The organism is Streptomyces sp. NPDC088194 (genome assembly GCF_040702025.1).
Lineage (GTDB): Bacteria > Actinomycetota > Actinomycetes > Streptomycetales > Streptomycetaceae > Actinacidiphila.
Genome location: NZ_JBFBIV010000023.1, coordinates 98,135 through 115,068 on the forward strand (window position 1 = coordinate 98,135; position 16,934 = coordinate 115,068).

A 16,934-nucleotide genomic window follows, 5' to 3' on the forward strand; every position below is an offset into this window, starting at 1 on the left:
CCGGGCCGCCCGGTGCCGGCAACGCGGCGCCCGGCGCCGACAACGAGAGGACCGCTCCGTGCCCGCGTCCGGCAACTCCGCCGTGGACAAGGCCCTGGACCTGGTGGAAGCGGTCGCCCGGTCCGGCCGCCCGCTGCGGCTCAGCGAGATCGCCGACCCCCTCGGCCTGCAACGTCCCACCGCCCACCGGGTGCTGGCCGACCTGGTCCGCCGCGGCTGGGTGATGCGCATCGGCGACCGCTACCTGCCGGGCACCGTCGTGCTCCAGCTCTCGCGGGCGACCGCCGCGCACTCCCTGGTCGGCATCGCCCGGCCGGTACTGGAGCGGCTGTCCGCGGCCACCGCGACGATGGTCAACCTCCAGGTCCCCGAGGAGGACCGGTCCCGTGTGGTCGACGTGGTCCGCCCGGCACGGCTGGAGATGATCAGCGACCTGCGCGACGAACTCCTGCCGGTGCACCGGTTCGCCGGTCCGCTGGCCCTGGTCGCCGCCATGGACGAGCGGACCCGCGCCCCCTACCTGGCGGCGGCCGCCGCCGCGGGCCATCCCCTGGAGGGCCCCGACGGTCTGCTCGCCGACCTGGACCATACGGCCCGCACCGGCTGGGGCGTGCAGATCGGCCGCACCCAGCGGATGGTGGCGTCCGTCAGCCGCGCCGTCCTCACCCCGGACGGCCGGCCGCTGTGCGCGCTGACCCTGGTCGGGCCGACTCCGGAGTTCGAGGAGCCGAACCTCTCCCGGCTGCGGGACGAACTGCGTGCGGCGGTCGAGGAGTTGGCCGCCGCTCTGGGCGTACCGGGGGGCGCGGCATGACCGCGGGGGAGCGGGAGTCCGGGCCCGCCGTCCTCGGCCACGACGCCACCGTGGCCGCGCTCGACCCGCTGCGGCTGCTGGACGCCGTCGGCGCCGCCCTGGCCGCGATCGCCGCGGGGGCCGTCTCCGCGCCGCCCCGTATAGCCGCCTTCGGGCCGCACGGCCTGCTCGGTGCGATGCCCGCCCACGTCCCCGGCCTCGGGCTGGCTGCCAAGCTGGTCACCGTCTTCGACGACCCGGCCCACCCCGGGCGCACCGCGCACCAAGGCGTCGTCGCCCTGTTCGACGAGACGGACGGGCGCCTGCTCACCCTGGTCGACGCCGAACCGCTGACCGCCCTGCGTACCGCGGCCACCGCGACCGCCGCCCTGCTGGCCCTGGCCCGGCCGGGCACCGAGCAGGTCACGGTGATCGGCACGGGCGCCCAGGCGGACGCCCAACTCACCCTGCTGACCGCCGTCCTCGGCGCGCCCGAGGGCGACCTCCCGACCCGTCGCCTCCCCTGGCCGGACGGCGCCGCGCCGACCGTCACCGTGGCCGGGCGCGATCCGGACCGCACCCGCGCGCTGGCCGCCCGGCACGGCGTCGTGGCCGCGCCCTGCGTCGAGTCGGCGGTCCGCGGCGCCGACGCCGTCCTGTGCTGCACCGCGGCCCGCGAGCCCGTCGTGGACCGCGCGTGGCTGCGGCCCGGTGCCCACGTCAGTTCCGTCGGCGGCTCGGGCGGTCCTGAGGTCGACTCGGCCACCGTCCGGGACGCGCTCCTGTTCGCCGAGTGGGACGGCGCGGCCGCCGCCCCGCCCCCGGCCGGCGCCCACGAACTCCAGGGCGTCGACCCGTCCCGGCTCACCCTCCTCGGCGCCGTGCTCAGCGGCTCGCGCCCGGGCCGCCGCGACGCCACCGAGCTGACCTTGTTCAAGTCCACCGGGCACGCCGCCCTCGACGTGGCAGCCGCCCGCGTGGCGCACGACGCCCACCTGGCGCGTCGCGGGAGTGCGGGAGCCGCTGCGCGCGGAGGGCCGCCGGGCGCCTCACCGTCGATGACGTCGGCTTCGTAGGCGTCGGCTTCGAGGGCGACACCGTCGCTGCCACGTTCGGCACCTCGCCGGCCGTAACTCCCGGGCGCCGCCCGGCCCGGTCCACGCAACCCGGTCCACGCAGCCCGGTCCGCCCGGCCCGGTCCGCCCGGTCCGCGAACGGGTTCGCGCGTCGCCGCGGCAAGGCCAAGATCGGCGCCCCTCCGGAGCCCCTTCGTCGCGACCGCGCCCTCCTCGCCGAGCAATTACTTGGCTAGCCACATAAACGGTGGTACTTTTTATGTGGCTGGCCACGTAAAGGTGGCCGGTGACGTCATCCTTGGGGAGGCAGCAGTCATGAAGGCCATCGTTTTCGACACGTTCGGCGGCACCGAGGTCCTGCACGAGGCGGAGATCGAGGTCCCGCAGCCGGGCCCCGGCCAGGTACGCGTCCGCGTCAGGGCCGTCGGTGTCAACCCGGTGGACGGCAAGATCCGCTCCGGCGGCATGGAGGCGATCTTCCCGACCACGCTCCCCGCCGTGCCCGGCGGGGAGATCGCCGGTGTGGTCGACGCCGTCGGTGAGGGGGTCGACCACCTGAAGGAAGGCGACGAGGTGCTGGGCTGGTCCGACACCGGCTCCTACGCCCAGTACGCCGTGGCATCCGCGTCCGTTCTCGCCCACAAGCCGGCCGGGCTGGACTGGGCACACGCCGCCGCGCTGCCCGTGGCGAGCGACGGTGCCGAACGAGTGCTGGACCTGCTCGGCCTCGCCTCGGGCGAGACGCTGCTGATCCACGGCGCGTCCGGTGCGCTCGGCACCATCGCCGTCCAACTGGCCGTCGCCCGCGGCGCCCGCGTCATCGGCACCGCCGGCCCGGCCAACCAGGAGTACGTCGCCTCGCTCGGCGCCACCGCGCTGGTCTACGGGGAGAACCTGGTCGAACGGGTCCGGGCCCTCGCCCCCGAGGGGGTGGACGCTGTCTTCGACGCCGCGGGGAAGGGCGCCCTGGAGGACTCCATCACGCTGCGCGGCGGCACCGACCGGATCGTCACCACCGCCGACTTCCGCGCCCGCGAACTCGGTGTCGTCTTCGCCGAGGGCCCGCAGCGCCGCTCCGCCGCCCGGCTGGCCGAACTGGCTCTGCAGGCCGGCGACGGCACCCTGGTGACCACGGTCGGGGCCACCTACCCGCTCGCGGAAGCCGCCAAGGCGCAGCAGGCCAGCGATGCCGGCCACAACCGCGGCAAGATCGTCCTCACCGTCAACTGAACAGCAGGTGCGGGCTCCTGAGGCGGCGTACCGGCGTATCGGATTGCAGGCTTACCGGCGTACCGGCTTGCTGAGAACACGGCCGTGCGGATGCCACCGCACGCGAGCCGGCTCGTACGATCCCCGTAGCCGCACACGCCGCCTGCCTCCGCACCTTGTCCACTCACCATGCCCATGGAGTAGCGATGCCCGACAGCACTTCACCCGAGCCGCCGGCCACGGCGCGTGACGGGCGATTGAGCTACGCCATCTTCCAGCTCGCTCGCGCCCACCGCGCCCGCGCCGCCGCCATGCTGCGCGCCATGAACCTGCACCCTGGGCAGGAACTGCTGCTGATGCAGCTCTTCGACAAGGACGGCCAGACCCAGGCCGAACTGCTGGGCTGTGTCGGCCTGGACCATTCCACCGTCTCCAAGTCACTGCGCCGCATGCAGGAATCCGGACTGCTCACGCGGGAACCGGCCGCCCACGACCGGCGGGTCATGGTGGTCAGCCTCACGGATGCCGGCCGGGCCCTTCAGGAGCCCATCGCCGACATGTGGCGCACCCTGGAGCAGCTCTCCGTGCGCGACCTGACTGCTGATCAGATCGCAGCGTTCACCGCGTGTGCGTACACGATCGAGAAGTCGATCGGGGATCACGGGCGCCCCGTGCCTGGCGCCGAACTCGGCTGAGCGGCCCGGTTCCCCAGGGCTGCCCGGAATCGTCCAACGGGCAGCCCAGTCAGCCCAGTCAGCCCAGTCAGCCCAGGCCGTTCAGCCAGTCCGGGTAGTCCGGGCAGCCCAAGAAGAAAGCATCGCTCCGCGCGGATCTGTGAGCGCCGTGCCCGAGCGGCCGTCTCACCGGTGCGTCGCACGCGCCTGGCAACAGCCAGGAAACGCACGTACATACACGCCCGCCACACACGCCCGAGCAGGTGGGAGCCCCGCGCCTTCGCGCGCCACTCGGGTTCCCCGCCGGCCTCGGCCGTGCCGCAGGCGACCCTTCTTCCCTCCTCCGTGACCACAGGGAGATTCCATGATGGACGCATTCGCTCCGATCGACGTCGCCGGCCGCCCGCTGGCCAACCGCATCGTGATGGCTCCGATGACCCGTAGCCGGGCCTACGGGCCGGGGGCCACCGCGACCGATCTGATGGCGACCTACTACAGCCAGCGCGCGAGTGCCGGCCTCATCGTCACCGAGGGGATACAGCCCTCGCCGGTCGGCCAGGGGTACCCCGACACGCCGGGCCTGCATGCGCCGGAGCAGGTGGCCGCCTGGCGCAGGGTCACCGATGCCGTCCACCGCGAAGGCGGAGTGATCTTCGCGCAGTTGATGCACACCGGCCGCCTCAGCCATCCCAGCCTGCTTCCTGCCGGTCTGAGCCCGGTCGCGCCTTCACCCGTCGCCGCCAGGGGCCAGGTGTTCACCCACCAGGGTCCGATGGACTTCGTCACCCCGCGGGAACTGGACACCGACGCCATCACCCGCACCATCGCCGACTTCGCCGACACGGCACGCAACGCGATCGCCGCCGGCTTCGACGGCGTGGAACTCCACGGCGCGAACGGCTACCTGATCCACCAGTTCCTCGCACCCAACACCAACCAGCGCACCGACGACTGGGGCGGCGACGTCACCGGTCGTGTCCGCTTCGGCCTGGAAGTGGCCGCCGCCGTCGCGGAGGCGATCGGCGGCCACCGCACCGGCTTCCGCATCTCGCCCGGCAACCCCTACAACGACATCGCCGAGAAGGACGCGGCGGACGTGGAGAACACCTACACCACCCTGGTCGCCAAGCTCGGCGAGCTGAACCTCGCCTACCTGCACATGCTCGAAGGAGTCGACCGAACGCTGACCGCACGCCTGCGCAAGACCTGGCCCTCGACGTTCATCCTCAACCCGTTCACCCTCCCCGAGCGCACCGGCCCGGACGCCCTCACCCTGATCCAGGACGGCACCGCGGACATGATCGCCTTCGGGGCGCTGTTCCTCGCGAACCCCGACCTGCCCGCCCGGCTGGCCGCCCAGGGCCCGTACAACACACCCGATCCCGCCACCTTCTACGGCGGCGACCACCACGGCTACACCGACTACCCGCACCTGTAGGGCAGGTCGCAACGCGGGACGGGCCGAGCCCGGACGTGGCTTCCTGCCGGGTCGGCGGATGACCTTGTTCGGGCGGCCTGTCCCGCCTGCGTGACCTGCACCTCGCCGACCGGAACGGCCCGCACTCGCGTGGCCGGTGGATGGGCGTCACCGAGTACGCCGCCGCGGCTCCGGTTCGCGCCCGCCCGGCCGTGGGACCGTGCGGCACACGAATCACGCACGCGGACGTATCCGGCCGCACCATCCGCGAGATCCGGGCCGTACCTCCGGGGCCGTGCCTCCCGGTAGATGCCGGAGCACTACTCGCGTGCCGTAGAGCCGTTGGACAGGCCGTGGGGGAGAGGTGCGTCGATCGGATGATCGGGGTTCCGGTCGGCCGTCGATGTGCGGCAGTAGCCGAGGAGCGTCGTCGGAATCCATCGGCCGGACGGTTCACCGCCGTTGATCGTCGACGCGAGTTGCCGACACTGTCCACCTGCGGGTTCGTGGTCAGGGGCGCGAGAGTCGGCAGACGGTCGTTCGCCGACGCTCCGCCCCAGCTGGAGACATCGGGGTCGGAATTCAGGTCGGCGCAGTGCCCGGCAGTGTGCTCGGCTGAGTCGTGCGCAGTCCGTCGAGAATGATCTGGAGGTTGCGCTCCCACTGCCGACCGCCCGCTCGCATGTCCAGGGTGCGCTCACCAGTCGCGGCGGCGGCGAGCAGGAAGGGGACATCCTGCCAGGCGACGTCCGTCCGCATGGCGCCGACCGCTTGGGCGCGCTCCACGAGACGCCGAATCCGTCCTCGCAGGTCCTCCAGGCGCTGGGTGAGAGTGACCCCGCAGGCCCCGCCGAGTGCCTCGCTGACGCCGCAGCTCTCTGCCCGCAGGCGCACGTAAGTCCCGGCGAACGTGCGGAGTCCGTTCCAGGCGTCCGGGTCCTCCAGGGCTTGATCGGCCACGTCCGAGATCTCGTCGAGGATCTCCACGAGCACCATCTCCAGGAGCGCGTCAAGGGAGGGGATGCGGCGATAGAAGGTGCCGACACCTACGCCTGCCCGGCGCGCGATCTCGTGGGCGGACACCTCAACGCCTGTTTCGGCAACCGCGACTCGCGCGGCCTCCACCAGGCGCTCGACGTTGCGCCGCGCGTCGGCGCGGGGGCGACGGCCCGACTCGTCGACGAGCAGGCGGTCCACTGTGCTGCGCGGTTGGTCCATGCGCTGATCCTAGCGATAACTGGACCGATCCTGTCCGCTTGGCTAGAGTCTTCAACCGGACAAGATCGGTCCGTTTGGTTGGGGGGCTGCCATGGAAGCGAAGAGAATCCGCGTGGGCATCATCGGGGCGAGCCCCGACCGAGGCTGGGCCGCCCGGGCGCACGTCCCGGCCTTGCTGGCCTTGCCGGAGTACCGCATCACCGCGGTCGGCACCAGCCGCCCCGAGAGCGCGCGGGCCGCGGCGCGGGAGTTCGGGGCCGCGCACGCTTTCACCGACGCCGGGCAACTCGCCGAGCACCCTGAGGTGGACCTGGTCGTCATCACCGTGAAGGTTCCTGCGCACGCCGAACTGGTCGAGGCGGCGCTGGCGGCCGGCAAGCACGTGTACTGCGAGTGGCCGCTGGCCCGAACCACCCAGGAGGCCGCGGCCCTCGCGAAGTCAGCCCACGGCGCGGGCGTGCACCACGTGCTCGGGCTCCAGGCGCGGTATGCCCCGGCGATCGCCTACGCCCGCGAGCTGGTCGCCGATGGTCGTGTAGGACGCGTGACCTCGGCGACCGTTCACGCCGCCCGCGGGAAGGGACCTGGGGAGCGGATTCCCGCCTGGGCGGCTTACACCCTCGATCGCAACAACGGTGCCGGGACGCTTGAGGTCGCCGGCGGGCACACGCTCGACGCGGTGCAGTACCTGCTCGGTGGCATCAGCGACCTGTCGGCGATGGTGTCCGGCCAGCACCCGGTCCGTACCATCGCCGGTACCGGTGACACCGTGGAGGCAACGACCCCCGACCACCTCCTTCTCAACGCGACCCTCACCAGCGGTGCCGTCGTGTCGGCCCACGTCCACGACGCCAAGGTCACCGGCGCCGGGACCCGACTGGAAATCTCCGGCACCAAGGGAGACCTGGCCATCGTCTCCACCGGGGCTGCCGGCCCAGCAGGCATCCAGATCGGTGAACTGCGCCTGCAAGGGCCAGGTGATGCGGACGGCACCTTTCAAGAGCTGCCCGTTCCCAGCCGGTACCGCTGGGTCTCCGGGCTCGATCCCGCCGCCGAGAGCTTCAACGTGGCCCAGATGTACGCCCGGCTGGCTCTCGACCTCCGCACCGGCTCACGCAGCGTCCCGGACTTCGATGCCGGCCTGCGGCTGCACCGCCTGCTTGACGCGATCAGGCTCTCCGCGGATACGGGCACCCGGCAACGCTTGGGCTGACAGGCCGGACTGATCGGGGAGTGGCTGCCGTCGCGAGGCCGAGCCGTTCGTCCATGTCGAGGCGGAAGGTTCCGTACGGGTTGATGTGCGACCGGAAGAGCGCGGTCGGGCCGCGCCGGTCCGCGCCGGTCCTCGTTCGGGAGCTTCCTCGCCCAGACCCGGTTCGGCGAGCACCCGTTGGTCGGACCTCCGCCGAGGCATTCCGGTTGAACGAGGGCCCGCTCAGGGCCCGTTCGGCGTTCTGATCAGCACCTGCAGCGACTTCACCAGGCGCGCCGCGTCCTTCTCGCCGAGTGGGGCGAGGAACTCGCGTTCCGCCGCCTCGCGGGCGTCCTCCGCATCGGCCCGCGCCCGTCTGCCCCGCTCGGTCAACTCAACGACGTTGCGGCGGCGGTCCTCCGCACTGCGGCGCCGCTCCACCAGCCCTTTGCCCTCCAGCGCGTCTACGAGCGCGACCATCGTCGTACGGTCCACGCCCAGCCGCCGCGCGGCCTCCAGTTGGGACAGCGGGCGGCCCGCCGCCAGCACCGCGAGCACCGCCAACTCCCGTGCGTCCAGCCCGAACGGGGCCAGTGCGGGCCCGGCGTGCTCGGTCAGCCGCAGTTGCGCGTGTTTGAGCAGGTAGCCCAGCCGCGTGCCGAGCAACTCCTCGACCGCGGCCCCGTCGTCGTCATTCTCTGCCATCCCCAAACCTTAACCATCATCTGATCATCAGCAGTCCTGACGATCAACTAGGCTGATGGTCATGCCTGTTGACGTACCTCACCGCGCACTCCGCTTCGGCGTCAAGACGACGCCCATGCACCTGGCCTACGACGACATCCTCCGCGTCTGGGAAGAAGCCGACGAACTGCCCGAACTCGACGACGCCTGGCTGTGGGACCACCTGATGCCGCTGGCCGGGCCGCCCGGCGGCGCCGTCCTGGAGGGCTGGACGCTGCTGGCCGCACTGGCCGCTCGCACCACCCGGCTCCGTCTCGGCCTGCTCGTCACCAGCAACGTGCTGCGCGCCCCCGCCCACCTCGGAAAGATCGCCACCACCGTGGACGTGATCTCCGAAGGGCGCCTGATCATGGGCCTGGGCGTCGGCGGAACCCGGCAGCCCGACGGCCCCAACCCGGCCGTCGCCGAGTACGCCGCCTACGGCCTCCCGCTCCCGAGCCCCGGCGAGGGTCTGGCCCGCCTCACCGAGACGATCACCATTCTGCGCAGCATGTGGACCGAGGAGGTCTTCGATCACGACGGCGCCTTCACCACCCTGCGCGGCACCCGCAACGGACCCCGCCCGGTCCAGCCCGGCGGCCCACCGCTGCTGCTCGGCGGCTGGGGCGACCGCACCCTGCGGATCATCGCCGAGCACGCCGACATCTGGAACATCCCCGGCCCGCCCCACAACAGCACCGACCGGATCGCCGAGCGCGCCCGCGTCCTGGACGCGCACTGCGCGGCGATCGGCCGCGACCCCGCCGAGATCACCCGCTCCGCGCAGATCATCGTCGACTACGCCGACCCCGCAACCACCCGCGCCCACGTCTACGCACTCGCCGCTGCCGGCATCCGACACGTCGTCCTCGCGCTGCCCCGCCCCTACCCGGACAAGCCCGCCCGCTGGCTCGTCGACGAGATCATCACCCCTGTCCGTGAGAAGGGCGCCTGACCGGCCTTTGTTCAACCGACACCGGCAACCTGCGTGGCCGGCTGCCGAGAAGCCGCGGCAACTCCACACGTCCGCATCGTCTTCGCCGTCCCGCAGGTCCGGCGCCGACTGGCGCCGACTGGCGCCGGCGTAGTCGTCGCCTGGCGGCGAGGACGGTCCAGTAGAGGCCGGGGCAGGTGCGGGCGGCGTCGATGTGGAGGGTGAGGTAGTCGGGCGGGATGTCGCGCAGCGCGGCAGCGCTCGCGAGTGTGCTGGTGGTGGTGAACGGGGCGAGCAAGGACTGGGTGGCTGCTGCGGCGAGCGCGATGAGCAGGGTGAGGGCGGCCAGGGCAGCCGTGGCGGGCTTCCCCGTGGCGCTCACCTTCGGGGCCGGGGAGCCGCTCGGCGCGATGAGCGCCCGGCGCCGCCTCGCCGGGCGCATCACGTGCGCGTTCGGCCTGGTCAAAGCGCTCGCGTCCGCATCAGTGGTCGGGGTCGAGCCGGGGATCGAGGTTGAGGCGGTCAGCGGCAGCGCCCATCCCGGGCACCCCCCATTCCGGCGCCCCCACTCCGGCAGCGCCCATCCCGGCACCGCCGACACCCGCATCCTCGGACCCGACCCGCGCGGGCTCCTCGTCGAACCGGGCGGGAATGCGGGGGCTGTCCGCGGGTGCCGTCCTCGTCCGCGCCCGCTGGGTCGCCGCCACGCAGACCAGCACCGCCACCGCCGTCGGCAGGGTCGCTGCCCCCAGGTGCTCGCCGAGCAGCAGCGCCGACCAGACGAGGGTCAACACGGGCTGCGCGAGCTGGAGTTGGCTGGCCCGGGCCACCCCGATCGCAGCCAGCCCCCGGTACCAGACCAGCAGACCGAGAAACTGCGCCACCACCGCGAGCCACACCAGCCCGCCCACCGACTCGCCGGTCAGCCGCACCGGTTCACAGGCAAGAGCGACCGCCGCGCCCGGAACCGTCAGGGGCAGTACGCCGACCAGCGACCAGCCGGCCACCTGCCAGCCGGGCATCACCGCGGCCAGCCGACCGCCCTCCACGTAGCCCGCCGCGCACACCAGCAGCGCGGCGAAGAGGTAGCCGTCCCCCGCGGTGAGCGCCCCGCCGCCCGTCCCCAGGGCGAAGCCCACCACGACGGCTCCGCCGGCGACGGCCGCGACCCAGAACGTGAGGGACGGCCGTACGCCGGTGCGCAGGGCGCCGATGACCGCGGTGCACAGCGGGAGCGCGCCCACCACGACGGCCGCGTGCGAGGTGTCGGTGGTACCGAGGGCGAGCGTGGTCAGCAACGGGAAGCCGAGGACCACCCCGAGGGCGACCACGGCCAGTCCCGGCCAGTGCTCCCGGTCCGGCAGCGGGACACGGCCCAGGAAGAGGAACACTCCGGCCACCGCGGCCGCCAGCACCGCACGCAGGCTCACCGTGCTCCAGGGCCCGAGGCCGCTCAACGCCCAGTGCGTGGCGGGAAAGGTGAGCGAGAAGACGGCGACCCCGAGGCAGGCGAGCAGGGTGCCGCGCGGGGTCGAATCGCCTGGCACGGCACCGGCAACCGGTACCGCGGCCGCTATGGTAGCGCTATTGTCATCTCTCATGAACGACGATAGCAGTGCGACCGCCGTCGCCGAATCACTTCGGGCGGAGCTGAACCGCTTCTCCCCGGGCGAGAAACTGCCGTCGAGCCGGACACTGGTGCAGCGGTTCCGGGTCAGCCCGGTCACCGTCTCCCGCGCGCTGTCGACCCTCGCGGCCGAGGGCCTGGTCATCCTCCGCCCCGGCGCCGGCACCTACCGCGCGCCGAACCACGCGGCGCGCATCGACAGCATCGACACATCCTGGCAGCAGGTGGCGTTGACCACGCAGGACCCGGACGGCCCGCCGCGCGTGGTCGACGCCTCCGGGGTGCTGGCCAACTTCGCCACGCACGCACAGGACGTGATCCCCTTCAACGAGGGCTACCTGCACCCGACTCTCGCGCCCGAGCGGGAGCTCGGCACCGCGTTGGCCAGGGCCGCCCGCCGGGCCGGTGCCTGGGAACGGCCGCCCGTGGACGGGCTGACCGCGCTGCGCACCTGGTTCGGCCGAGGCGCCGGCGTCGGACCCGCCCAGGTGCTGGTCACCGCGGGCGGGCAGGCGGCCCTCACCGCCTCGCTGCGAGCCCTGGCACCCCCGGGAGCACCGGTCCTCGTCGAATCGCCCACCTACCCGGGGGTGCTGGCCGTCGCCCGTGCCGCCGGTCTGCGGCTCGTACCGGTACCGATCGACGCGGACGGGGTACGCCCCGACCTGCTCGCCGACGCCTTCTCCGCCAGCGGCGCCCGGGTGTTCCTGTGCCAGCCGCTCTTCCAGAACCCGACCGGCGCCGTCCTCGCCGACGCGCGCCGCCGCGTGGTCCTCGACATCGCGCACGCCGCGGGCGCGTTCGTCATCGAGGACGACTTCGCCCGCCACCTCGGGCACGGCGACCCGCTGCCACCCCCGCTGATCTCCGAGGACCGGCACGGCACCGTCGTGCACATCACGTCCCTCACCAAGCCGACATCGCCCAACCTGCGGGTCGGAGCCATGATCGCCCGCGGCCCCGCGCTGGAGCGGCTGCGCGCCGTCCACTTCGTCGACAACTTCTTCGTGCCGCGCCCCCTCCAGGAGGCCGCTCTCGAACTCGTCGGCGCCCCGGCCTGGCCGCGCCATCTGCGCGCGGTCGCCTCCGGTCTGCGCGAGCGGCGCGTCGCCATGGTCGCCGCCCTGGAGCGCGAACTCCCCGGCCTGGTCCCGAAACCCGTACCCTTCGGCGGCTACCACCTGTGGCTGCGGCTGCCCGACGGCACCGACGAGACCGCGCTGACGCACGCCGCCCTCCGCGCGGGCGTGGCCATTTCCCCCGGCCGCCCCTACTTCCCGGCGGAGGCCCCGGCGCCCCACCTGCGGATCGCCTTCGCGGCCACCGCGGGCCCCGAGGAGATCGTGGAAGGAGTCGAGCGGCTGTCCCGCGCGCTCGCCGAGACGGCTCCGGGACTGTGAAGGCGGGCTGCCGCCCGAGGGACCCGGGGCGAGCGGCTGCCGTGTCGGCTCTTCCCGGGTAACGTCGTTATGCCGCACGGCCGTTGGACGAGTGGGGCGAGTGGGGCGAGTGGGGCGAGTGGGGCGAGGGGGACGAGGGGATGGTCGGGATGGGCCCGGAGATCGCGCGCAGGGGGCCGCGGTGCGCGTGACCGGTACCGGCGACGCACACGCCGAGGACGGCGGGAACGCGGTGAGCGGCTACCGCGGCCCCGCCCCCGGCAGTTCCTCCGGTACGGCGCCGGCCTCCCCGGTGCAGGAGGTATCCGGTACCGGGGACGCGACCGCGACCGGTCCCGGCGCGACCGCGATCAGCGGGAACATGACCGTGGTCCACCAGCACCGCGGCCCGCGGGAACCGGCTCCCTGGCCGCATCAGATCGGCACGATCCCGCCCAGGGCGCGGCCGTTCCAGCGCCGCACCGAAGCGGACCTGCTGCGGATGACGGCCGGCGGCGGCGCCACGGGTGTGCCCGGCCAGGTCCTGACCGGCATGGGCGGGGTGGGCAAGACCCAGATCGCCGCCGACCACGCCCGCCGCGCCTGGCAGGACGGCAGCGTGGACGTCCTGGTCTGGGTCACCGCGAGCGACCGCTCCCCGGTGGTGAGCAGCTATGCGCAGGCCGGCGTCGAACTGTGCCGAGCCGACCCCGAGGCCCCCGACGAGGCAGCGGCGGCCTTCCTGGCCTGGATGACGCCCAAGGCCGCGGCCAGGCCGTGCCGGTGGCTGGTCGTCCTGGACGACGTCGCCGATCCCGACGACCTGCGCGGGCTGTGGCCGCCCGACAGCCCGTACGGCCACACCCTGGTCACCACCCGCCGCCGCGACGCCGCCCTGACCGGAGCGGGCCGACACCTGGTGCCGGTCGGCCTGTTCACCCCGGACGAGGCCGTCACCTACCTCGCCGCGTCCCTCCATGCCCACCACCGCACCGAGCCCGCGGACCGCCTCGCCGCCCTGGCCCGCGATCTCGGGCACCTGCCCCTGGCCCTGTCCCAGGCAGCCGCCTACCTCGTCGACTCCGGAGACGATGTCGCCGCCTACCGCGAGCAGTTGGCCGATCGCGCCACCACACTCGCCGACGCCGCCCCTGATCGGCTCCCCGACGACCAGCCGGTGGCCCTGGCCGCCGCTTGGTCCCTGTCCGTCGACCGCGCGGACACCCTCCGCCCGGTCGGCCTGGCCCGCCCCATGCTCCGACTCGCCGCCCTGCTCGATCCCAACGGCATCCCCGAAACCGTCCTGACCAGCGAACCCGCGCGCACCCACCTCGCCGCGCACCGCACTCCCACCGGGCAGGACCCAGCCGGGGAACCGGACCCGGTGACACCGAGGGAGGCGACGCTCGCGCTCCGCGCCCTGCATCGCCTCAGCCTCATCGACCACACCCCCGGCACTCCCCACCAGGCCGTCCGCGTGCACCAGCTCGTCCAGCGCGCCGTCCGCGACACGCTCACCCTCGGCCGGCACGACCACCTCGCCCGTGCCGCGGCCGACGCCCTCCTCGCCGCCTGGCCGGACAACGAGTACGGCACCGCCTTGGCCCAGGCGCTCCGCGCCAACACCGCCGTCCTGGCCGGACACTCGGAGCAGGCCCTGTACCAGCCGGAAGCGCACAAGGTGCTGTACGAGGCCGGTGGCAGCCTCGGCGGGGTCGGTCAGGCGACAGCCGCCAGGGACTACTTCGGCCGGCTGGCGCAGACCGTCGCCCGCTACCTGGGGCCCGACAGCTACTTCACCCTCGGCGCCCGGAACAACTCCGCCGAGTGGCAGGGCTGGGCGGGGGACGTGGAGGGTGCTGCCGCGGCCTTTGCCGAGCTGCTGGACGACATGGTGCGGATACTGGGCCCCGACCACCCGGACACCCTCATCGTCCGGAGCAACCTCGCCCACTTCCGCGGGGAGGCGGGGGACGTGGAGGGCGCCGCGGCCGCATTCGCCGAGCTGCTGGACGATTCGCTGCGGGTGCTGGGCCCCGACCACCCGAGCACCCTCATCTTTCGGCACAATCTCGCCTCACGTCGAAAAGAGGCGGGGGACGTGGAGGGCGCCACCGCCGCCTTCGCCGAGCTGCTGGACGACATGGTGCGGGTACTGGGCCACGACCACCACGCCGACACCCTCGCCGTTCGGCACAATCTCGCCTACTTGCAACTGGAGGCGGGGGACATGGCGGCCGCTGCGGCCGCTTTCGCCGAGCTGCTGGACGATTCGCTGCGGGTACTGGGCCCGGACCACCCCAACACCCTCACGATCCGGCACAATCTCGCCAAGTCGCGGGGGGAGGCGGGGGACACGGAGGGCGCTGTGGCTGCTTTCGCCGAGCTGCTGGAGGATTCGGTGCGCGTGCTGGGCCCCGACCACCCGGACACCTTCATCGCGCGGAACGACCTCGCCTACTTCCGCGGGGAGGCGGGGGATGTGGAGGGTGCCGCGGCCGCTTTCGCCGAGCTGTTGGACGACATAGCGCGGGTGCTCGGCCCCGACCACGCCAGCACCCGTACGGCCCGGAACAACCTCGCCAGATGGCAGGGCATGCTCCGGACAGACGAGGACACTCCCGATGCCGGGTGACGATCGTCCGGCGACGCGCAGGGGGCGCGTCCGGGGAAGCCGGGAACAGCGGGCCGGCCATCACGCCCGGCCAGGGCCCTCCGCCCGGTGCCCCCGGGATGACGGGCGCGGGGCGGTGTCCGGCGGGGGGCCGGGCGGTGCGGCGGTGGCGTGGTCGGGGTGGGCGGAGGTCTCGGGGTGCGCGGTGTCCGGGTGCGCGGTGGTCTCGGGGTGGGCGAGGGCGGCCAGGAGGCGGAGCTTCTCGTCGCTGTCGCTGTCCTTGTCGGGGTAGTAGACGACGAGGATGACGTCCTCGATGGGGAGCTTGTCGCGGTGGAGCCGTAGTTCACCGACGACGGGGTGGTGGACGGTGGCGGTGCCGCCGTCGAGGTTGCGGACGTCGTGCCGGGCCCACAGGGTGCGGAACCGCTGGCTGGCCAGGGCGAGTTCGCCGACGATCTCGACGAACCGGGGGTTGTCGGTGTCGTCCCCGATGGTGGTGCGCAGGGCGGCGATGAAACCGGCGGCGGCCTTCGTCCAGTCCTGCTGGAAGGCCTGCTCCTCGGGGTCGAGGAAGAGGGAGCGCAGCCGGTTGTGGCCCGGCCGCAGCCGCGGGGAGAACGCGACGGCCATCGGGTTGGAGGCCAGCACGTCGAAGGCGCGACCTTCGACGAACGCGGGAAACGGCAACTGCGCGAGGAGCTGGTGCACCCGTGCCGGCACCTGCTCGGGTCGCTTGCGGCGCGGCGCCCTGGGCCGGGCCGCCGCGAGACCGAGCAGATAGGTCCGCTCGACGTCGTCGAGGCCCAGCACGCGGGCGAGCGATTCGAGCACCTGGACGGACGGGTTCTTGTCGCGGCCCCGCTCCAGGCGCAGGTAGTAGTCGGCGCTGATCCCGGCGAGCAGGGCGACCTCCTCGCGGCGCAGGCCGGGCACGCGGCGGTTGCCGCCGGGCGGGAGCCCCGCCTGCGCGGGGGAGACCAGCTCGCGCCGGGCGCGCAGGTAGCCGCCGAGCCGGTTGCCGGATTCCTCGTCGTTCATACCGACCACCGTAATGCGGTCCGCGCGTCTCAGCGGGGGCCCTGTCAGGACCCTGGAAGATCGGGGCTCTGCCACGCCCGGCGGATGCCGTCAAGACTTGCGGCATCGCTGTTCGAGAGGGACAGGGACCATCGCAGAACAGGCGCCGCGGGTCCGACCGCCGGCGGCGCTCCGAACCGAAGGAAGCACCTCATGGATCTGTCCGACCGCACCGTCCTCATCGTCGGCGGAACGTCCGGCATCGGCCGGGAGCTGGCCCGGCGGTTCGCCGCGGCAGGCAGCACCGTGGCCGTCGGCGGCCGCAGCGAGCAGGCGCTCGCCGAACTGTCAGCCGAAGGCTTCGGCACCTTCGCCGTCGATGTCACCGACGGCGCCTCCGTCGCACGGGCCCGCGACGCGGTGCTCGCGAAGTACCCCGACCTCGACACCGTGGTGACGATGTCGGGCGTCATGCTCCTGGAGGACCTGCGCGACCCCGCCCACTTCGAGGCGGCGCTGACCACCATCGACACCAACCTGGTCGGCACCATCCGGGTCATCGACGCCTTCACCCCGCACCTGATCCGGCGCGGCGCCGGCACCTTCGTCACCGTCACCTCGGGCATCGCCTTCCTGCCGTTCCCGCCCATGCCCACCTACGCCGCCTCGAAGGCCGCGGTGCACGCCTACTCCGAGGCGCTGCGCGCCCAGCTCGACGGCACCGGCGTCGGCGTCGTGGAGCTGGTCCCCCCGGCCGTCGCCACGGCCGGACAGGAGCAGGTCAACCCGAGCGCGCTGCCGCTCGACGCCTTCGCCACCGAGGTCATGCGGCTGCTCGCGCAGGACCCCACCCCGGACGAGGTCCTCGTCGAGCGGGTCCTCATGCACCGCTGGGCCGAGCGCGAGGGCACCTACGACGACCTCGTCGCGCAGCGCTCCCAGGCGCTGGCCATGCTCCCCGGCCGCAAGAGCTGACGCTCCCCGGTACGAGCTGACACCCCCACAGCCCGGGGACCGTACGTACGGACGGCCGGGTCGCGCCCAGGACGGCGCGACCC

13 protein-coding genes and 1 pseudogene are annotated in these 16,934 nt (G+C 73.3%); 10 read left to right on the top strand and 4 right to left on the bottom strand.

From position 1 onward, the window contains the following. The first annotated feature begins 58 nt into the window (after positions 1 to 58). The 5 genes from AB0399_RS15405 to AB0399_RS15425 all read left to right on the top strand — a co-directional run bounded on the left by AB0399_RS15405 (position 59) and on the right by AB0399_RS15425 (position 5,190). Positions 59 to 814 (top strand): helix-turn-helix domain-containing protein, encoded by a 756-nt coding sequence (locus AB0399_RS15405; RefSeq protein ID WP_366411603.1) that lies wholly within the window; start codon positions 59 to 61, stop codon positions 812 to 814. Next, on the top strand, positions 811 to 1,869 hold the full coding sequence (locus AB0399_RS15410) for an ornithine cyclodeaminase family protein (protein WP_366411604.1): 1,059 nt from the start codon (positions 811 to 813) through the stop codon (positions 1,867 to 1,869). Before AB0399_RS15405 ends, AB0399_RS15410 begins: the two co-directional genes overlap by 4 nt. A 315-nt stretch (positions 1,870 to 2,184) precedes the next feature. Then, positions 2,185 to 3,099 carry an NADP-dependent oxidoreductase gene (locus AB0399_RS15415; RefSeq protein WP_366411605.1) on the top strand — a complete coding sequence of 305 codons (915 nt, stop codon included), beginning with the start codon at positions 2,185 to 2,187 and terminating at the stop codon, positions 3,097 to 3,099. Positions 3,100 to 3,284: 185 nt separating this feature from the next. Then, positions 3,285 to 3,773, top strand: coding sequence for a MarR family transcriptional regulator (locus AB0399_RS15420; protein ID WP_366411606.1), 489 nt, complete (start codon positions 3,285 to 3,287; stop codon positions 3,771 to 3,773). A gap of 343 nt (positions 3,774 to 4,116) precedes the next feature. Then, positions 4,117 to 5,190: an alkene reductase gene (locus AB0399_RS15425; RefSeq protein ID WP_366411607.1), complete on the top strand. Its 1,074-nt coding sequence runs from the start codon at positions 4,117 to 4,119 to the stop codon at positions 5,188 to 5,190. Between the two features lie 561 nt (positions 5,191 to 5,751). On the opposite strand, the gene AB0399_RS15430 is transcribed toward AB0399_RS15425, so the two are convergent. After that, positions 5,752 to 6,387: a TetR/AcrR family transcriptional regulator gene (locus tag AB0399_RS15430; RefSeq protein ID WP_366411608.1), complete on the bottom strand. Its 636-nt coding sequence runs from the start codon at positions 6,385 to 6,387 to the stop codon at positions 5,752 to 5,754. 91 nt (positions 6,388 to 6,478) lie between these two features. Between AB0399_RS15430 and AB0399_RS15435 the strand changes: the two genes are divergently transcribed. Beyond that, entirely contained in the window at positions 6,479 to 7,600 is a 1,122-nt protein-coding gene (locus AB0399_RS15435) for a Gfo/Idh/MocA family oxidoreductase (RefSeq protein WP_366411609.1), read from the top strand. A 222-nt stretch (positions 7,601 to 7,822) separates the two neighbouring features. On the opposite strand, the gene AB0399_RS15440 is transcribed toward AB0399_RS15435, so the two are convergent. Further along, positions 7,823 to 8,284: a MarR family winged helix-turn-helix transcriptional regulator gene (locus tag AB0399_RS15440; RefSeq protein WP_366411610.1), complete on the bottom strand. Its 462-nt coding sequence runs from the start codon at positions 8,282 to 8,284 to the stop codon at positions 7,823 to 7,825. A 61-nt stretch (positions 8,285 to 8,345) separates the two neighbouring features. Between AB0399_RS15440 and AB0399_RS15445 the strand changes: the two genes are divergently transcribed. Beyond that, on the top strand, positions 8,346 to 9,257 hold the full coding sequence (locus AB0399_RS15445) for an LLM class flavin-dependent oxidoreductase (RefSeq protein ID WP_366411611.1): 912 nt from the start codon (positions 8,346 to 8,348) through the stop codon (positions 9,255 to 9,257). Positions 9,258 to 9,919: 662 nt separating this feature from the next. Here AB0399_RS15445 and AB0399_RS15450 read toward each other — a convergent pair. After that, a pseudogene (locus AB0399_RS15450) lies at positions 9,920 to 10,837 on the bottom strand (DMT family transporter); the annotation flags it as partial. On the opposite strand from AB0399_RS15450, the gene AB0399_RS15455 reads away from it, so the two are divergent. Both AB0399_RS15455 and AB0399_RS15460 read left to right on the top strand, forming a co-directional pair. Beyond that, positions 10,836 to 12,263, top strand: coding sequence for a PLP-dependent aminotransferase family protein (locus AB0399_RS15455; RefSeq protein WP_366411612.1), 1,428 nt, complete (start codon positions 10,836 to 10,838; stop codon positions 12,261 to 12,263). The pseudogene AB0399_RS15450 and the gene AB0399_RS15455 sit on opposite strands and share 2 nt — an antisense overlap. 181 nt (positions 12,264 to 12,444) lie before the next feature. Next, positions 12,445 to 14,877, top strand: a complete 2,433-nt coding sequence (locus AB0399_RS15460; protein ID WP_366411613.1) for a tetratricopeptide repeat protein — start codon at positions 12,445 to 12,447, stop codon at positions 14,875 to 14,877. 60 nt (positions 14,878 to 14,937) lie between these two features. Here AB0399_RS15460 and AB0399_RS15465 read toward each other — a convergent pair whose 3' ends face one another. Then, on the bottom strand, positions 14,938 to 15,897 hold the full coding sequence (locus AB0399_RS15465; RefSeq protein ID WP_366411614.1) for a helix-turn-helix transcriptional regulator: 960 nt from the start codon (positions 15,895 to 15,897) through the stop codon (positions 14,938 to 14,940). 192 nt (positions 15,898 to 16,089) lie between these two features. Between AB0399_RS15465 and AB0399_RS15470 the strand changes: the two genes are divergently transcribed. Further along, positions 16,090 to 16,851: an SDR family NAD(P)-dependent oxidoreductase gene (locus AB0399_RS15470; protein ID WP_366411615.1), complete on the top strand. Its 762-nt coding sequence runs from the start codon at positions 16,090 to 16,092 to the stop codon at positions 16,849 to 16,851. The last annotated feature ends 83 nt before the right edge of the window (positions 16,852 to 16,934 follow it).

Bases quoted from the DNA above. Each gene is read 5' to 3' on its own strand.
- AB0399_RS15410 (WP_366411604.1), top strand. From the start codon at position 811: ATGACCGCGGGGGAGCGGGAGTCCGGGCCCGCCGTCCTCGGCCACGAC.
- AB0399_RS15425 (WP_366411607.1), top strand. From the start codon at position 4,117: ATGATGGACGCATTCGCTCCGATCGACGTCGCCGGCCGCCCGCTGGCC.
- AB0399_RS15470 (WP_366411615.1), top strand. From the start codon at position 16,090: ATGGATCTGTCCGACCGCACCGTCCTCATCGTCGGCGGAACGTCCGGC.
- AB0399_RS15465 (WP_366411614.1), bottom strand. From the start codon at position 15,897: ATGAACGACGAGGAATCCGGCAACCGGCTCGGCGGCTACCTGCGCGCC.
- AB0399_RS15445 (WP_366411611.1), top strand. From the start codon at position 8,346: ATGCCTGTTGACGTACCTCACCGCGCACTCCGCTTCGGCGTCAAGACG.
- AB0399_RS15430 (WP_366411608.1), bottom strand. From the start codon at position 6,387: ATGGACCAACCGCGCAGCACAGTGGACCGCCTGCTCGTCGACGAGTCG.
- AB0399_RS15455 (WP_366411612.1), top strand. From the start codon at position 10,836: ATGAACGACGATAGCAGTGCGACCGCCGTCGCCGAATCACTTCGGGCG.
- AB0399_RS15420 (WP_366411606.1), top strand. From the start codon at position 3,285: ATGCCCGACAGCACTTCACCCGAGCCGCCGGCCACGGCGCGTGACGGG.
- AB0399_RS15435 (WP_366411609.1), top strand. From the start codon at position 6,479: ATGGAAGCGAAGAGAATCCGCGTGGGCATCATCGGGGCGAGCCCCGAC.
- AB0399_RS15440 (WP_366411610.1), bottom strand. From the start codon at position 8,284: ATGGCAGAGAATGACGACGACGGGGCCGCGGTCGAGGAGTTGCTCGGC.
- AB0399_RS15415 (WP_366411605.1), top strand. From the start codon at position 2,185: ATGAAGGCCATCGTTTTCGACACGTTCGGCGGCACCGAGGTCCTGCAC.